This window comes from Sphingomonas sp. (assembly GCF_031380695.1).
In the GTDB taxonomy this organism is placed as follows: domain Bacteria; phylum Pseudomonadota; class Alphaproteobacteria; order Sphingomonadales; family Sphingomonadaceae; genus Sphingomicrobium.
Genome location: NZ_JANMWY010000333.1, coordinates 1 through 3074, shown reverse-complemented (window position 1 = coordinate 3074; position 3074 = coordinate 1). Strand labels below are relative to the sequence as shown.

Here is a 3074-nt window from a genome sequence, read left to right as displayed (position 1 = left end):
TTCGCCCGTGAAGGCACGCATCATCGTATTTGCCGCCCTGCTGGGCTCGTCCGCGCTGGTCGCCGGCTGCTCGCGCAGGGGCCAGATCGAGGATGGCGGGGTCTATGTGACGCGGTCCAACTGTCCGATGCCGGGGATCCTGGCGGGGACCGGGGACGTCACTTTGTTCAACCCGGTCGGCAGTACCGACGCGCGGGCGATCGACGTGGTGGCGACGATTACCAATGTCCGCGCCAGCTGCACCGACGACGGCGCTAATGTGACGTCGGTGGTGACGTTCGACGTGGTCTCCACGCGACGCGATGCGGCCGAGGCACGGCAAGTCGTGTTGCCCTATTTCGACGTCGCGATGCAGGGTGGCAGCACGGTTGTCGCAAAGCAGACCGGCAATATCGGGCTGAATTTTCCTGCCGGCTCCATCCGTGCCAGTACGCGGGGGCAGGCGACGGTGCGTATCTCCAAGGCGGCGGCGACGCTGCCCGCCAATGTGCTGGCCGAACTGACGCGTCGACGCAAAGCCGGTGATGCCGATGCGGCGGTCGATCCGCTGTCCAACCCGACGATCCGCGACGCGGTCGCGCGCGCAACGTTCGAGCAACTCGTCGGCTTCCAGCTGACCGACGCCCAGCTGCGCTATAACGCCACGCGGTGAGCTTTTCGCGCCGGACCTGCGGGTTCGCCGTTGACTCATCGCCGGGTGCTGGCCAAGGCTTGTCCTGTCTCCGGCGCTTGCGTCGGGAGGACGCGCGGGAGAGTTTCGCCTTCCTTAGCCGGAGGAGCGCGACGCCGAAGGAGCAACCGCCCCCGGAATCTCTCAGGCACCAAGGACCGCGCGTCCTGACAGTCTGGAAAGCGTTCCCGCTGCTGCTGCAGAGGGGGCCACCGAAGGGGTAACTCTGGGACACACCCAGGGGAAAGCTCTCAGGTCCCGGTGACAGAAGGGGGTCCGAAACGACAGACGGTGCGCCCATGCGCGCCGTTTCGGACCCGCTGGAGATCATCGTGAGCGACCCTACCGACCAATCTGTCCAGGCCCTGCCGCTCGACGCGTGGCACCGTGAACGCGGGGCGCGAATGGTGCCGTTCGCGGGTTATGCGATGCCGGTCCAATATGACGGCATCATCGCCGAGCATGTGTGGACGCGAGCCAGTGCCGGGCTGTTCGACGTCAGCCACATGGGTCAGCTGATGGTCCACGGTGACCGCGCCGACGATGCGCTCGAGACGATCATGCCGGGCGAGCTCAAGCTGCTTGGCGAGGGGCGGCTGCGCTATTCGATGCTGCTTGCGGCCGATGGCGGGATCGTCGACGACCTGATGGTGACGCGGCGCGGCGGGCATTTCTATGTCGTCGTCAATGGCGCCACCAAGCATGACGATCTCGACGTGATGCGGCACCGGCTGCCGCGTACCGCGATCGACCATCTGCAGGGGCAGGCACTGCTCGCGCTGCAAGGGCCGCGCGCGGCGGCGGTGCTGGAGCGGATCGTGCGGGGTGTCGGCGCGCTGTCGTTCATGCAGGGCGCGGCGTTCCCCCTGGCGGGCGTGTCGGCGTGGATCAGCCGCTCGGGATATACCGGCGAGGACGGGTTCGAAATCTCGATTGCCGCAAACGTGGTAGAGCAGGTGGCCGAGCGCATCATGGCCGATCCGCTGGTCAAGCCGATCGGGCTGGGCGCGCGCGATTCGCTGCGGCTGGAGGCGGGATTGCCGCTGTACGGGCATGATATCGACCGCTCGACGACGCCGGTGATGGCCGACCTCGCCTTTGCGATCGGCAAAAGGCGGCGGGCGGAAGGCGGGTTCGACGGTGCCGACCGCATCCTCGGCGAGCTGGCCAATGGCACGCCGCAGAAACGCATCGGCTTTACACTTGATGGGCGTCAGCCGGTGCGCGAGGGATCGCGCATCCTCGACGACGAGGGCAATGAAGTCGGCCGGGTCACCTCGGGCGGTTTCTCGCCGAGCCTGAAGCGGCCGATCGGCATGGGCTATCTCGCCACGCACCTCACCACGCCGGGCAGCGTCGTGATGATCGAGCAGCGCGGCAAGCTTCATTACGCGACGATCGCGGCGCTGCCGTTCGTCCCTCACCGCTATCATCGGAAGGTCCCAGCATGAGCCTCTATTTCACCAAGGACCACGAGTGGGTCCGGGTCGAGGGCGACATCGCCACGGTCGGCATTTCCGAGCATGCACAGGCGGCACTCGGCGACATCGTGTTCGCCGAAGTGCCCGCGCCGGGCCAGACACTAGCCAAGGGCGACGAGGCGGCGGTGGTCGAATCGGTCAAGGCGGCGAGCGATGTCTATGCGCCGGTTGGCGGCGAAGTGACCGAAGCCAATGCGGCGCTGGCCGACGATCCTGCGATCGTCAATCGCGAGGCCGAGGGAGAGGGGTGGTTTTTCAAGCTGAAGCTGGCCGATGCGGGCGAGCTGGAGGGGCTGATGGACGAGGCGGCGTATCGCGCATGGTGCGAGACACTGTGAATCAGGCCACGGGTTAGGAATTACTCATGCGTTATCTTCCTCTGTCTAACGCCGACCGCGGCGAGATGCTGGCCACGATCGGGGCCGCGTCGATTGACGAACTGTTCCGCGACGTGCCCGCCGAAGCGTTGCTCGATGGTCCCGTGCGGGGGCTGCCGATGCACGCGTCCGAGTTGTCCGTGGGGCGGCAGTTGGGCGCGATGGCGAAGAAGAACATGGTCGCGGGCGACGTACCTTTCTTCCTCGGCTGTGGCGCCTATCGCCACCATGTGCCGGCCAGCGTCGATCACATCATCCAGCGCGGCGAGTTCCTGACCGCCTACACCCCCTATCAGCCGGAGATTGCGCAGGGTACTTTGCAGGTGCTGTTCGAATTCCAGACGCAGGTCGCGCGGCTGCTCGGCTGCGACGTTGCCAACGCCAGCATGTACGACGGATCGACTGCCTGCTGGGAAGCCATCGGCATGGCCGCGCGCGTCACCAAGCGGAAGCGCGCCATACTCTCGTCGGGACTGCACCCGCATTATGTCGCGGTCGCGCAGACGATGGCGAAATTTACCGGCGATGTTCTCGACATCGCCAAGC

The 3074-nt window shown here is 66.3% G+C and carries 3 protein-coding genes, 1 pseudogene and 1 riboswitch; all 4 genes and pseudogenes read left to right on the top strand.

Features of this window, described 5'->3' with window-relative positions; all coding sequences use genetic code 11:
- Positions 1 to 652, top strand: a 652-nt coding sequence (locus tag RMN84_RS12015; RefSeq protein WP_405051486.1) for a hypothetical protein, incomplete at its 5' end; no start/stop codon positions are given.
- A gap of 85 nt (positions 653 to 737) precedes the next feature.
- A riboswitch (glycine riboswitch) is annotated at positions 738 to 841 on the top strand.
- 128 nt (positions 842 to 969) lie between these two features.
- A complete protein-coding gene (gene gcvT / locus RMN84_RS12010; RefSeq protein WP_405051485.1) occupies positions 970 to 2121 on the top strand; it encodes a glycine cleavage system aminomethyltransferase GcvT in 1152 nt (383 codons plus the stop codon).
- Complete coding sequence (gene gcvH, locus RMN84_RS12005; RefSeq protein ID WP_309612400.1) at positions 2118 to 2489, top strand: glycine cleavage system protein GcvH; 372 nt, start codon at positions 2118 to 2120, stop codon at positions 2487 to 2489. The genes gcvT and gcvH overlap by 4 nt, the downstream gene beginning before the upstream one ends.
- A 26-nt stretch (positions 2490 to 2515) precedes the next feature.
- Positions 2516 to 3074: pseudogene (locus RMN84_RS12000) on the top strand (glycine dehydrogenase); the annotation flags it as partial.